1 protein-coding gene is annotated in these 255 nt (G+C 72.5%); it reads right to left on the reverse strand.

From position 1 onward, the window contains the following. Window positions 1-253, reverse strand: a 253-nt coding sequence (locus tag RM812_RS42915; protein ID WP_311586557.1) for a helix-turn-helix domain-containing protein, incomplete at its 3' end; no start/stop codon positions are given. Window positions 254-255: the final 2 nt, after the last annotated feature.

Genomic DNA, 255 nt, shown 5'->3' on the forward strand with positions numbered 1-255 from the left:
CGTGGACGGTAGAAGCGGCCATGCCCAGCCGTCCGGCGATCTGGACCGGTCCCAGTCGCTGCTTCCAGCGCAGATGCACGATCTTGCGGACCTGCGGCTGAGGGGTCCGGGCCGGGCTCCTGTGAGGCCGTGAGGACCGGTCGGCCATCGCGGCCGGCCCGGCTTCGGCGTACCGGTCGGCCCACCGCTTCGCGGTGGGCCAGGACACGTTGTAGCGCTCGGCCGCACGGGCGACCGGCCATCCCTCATCCACGA

The organism is Streptomyces lancefieldiae, from assembly GCF_031845825.1.
Taxonomy (GTDB): domain Bacteria; phylum Actinomycetota; class Actinomycetes; order Streptomycetales; family Streptomycetaceae; genus Streptomyces; species Streptomyces lancefieldiae.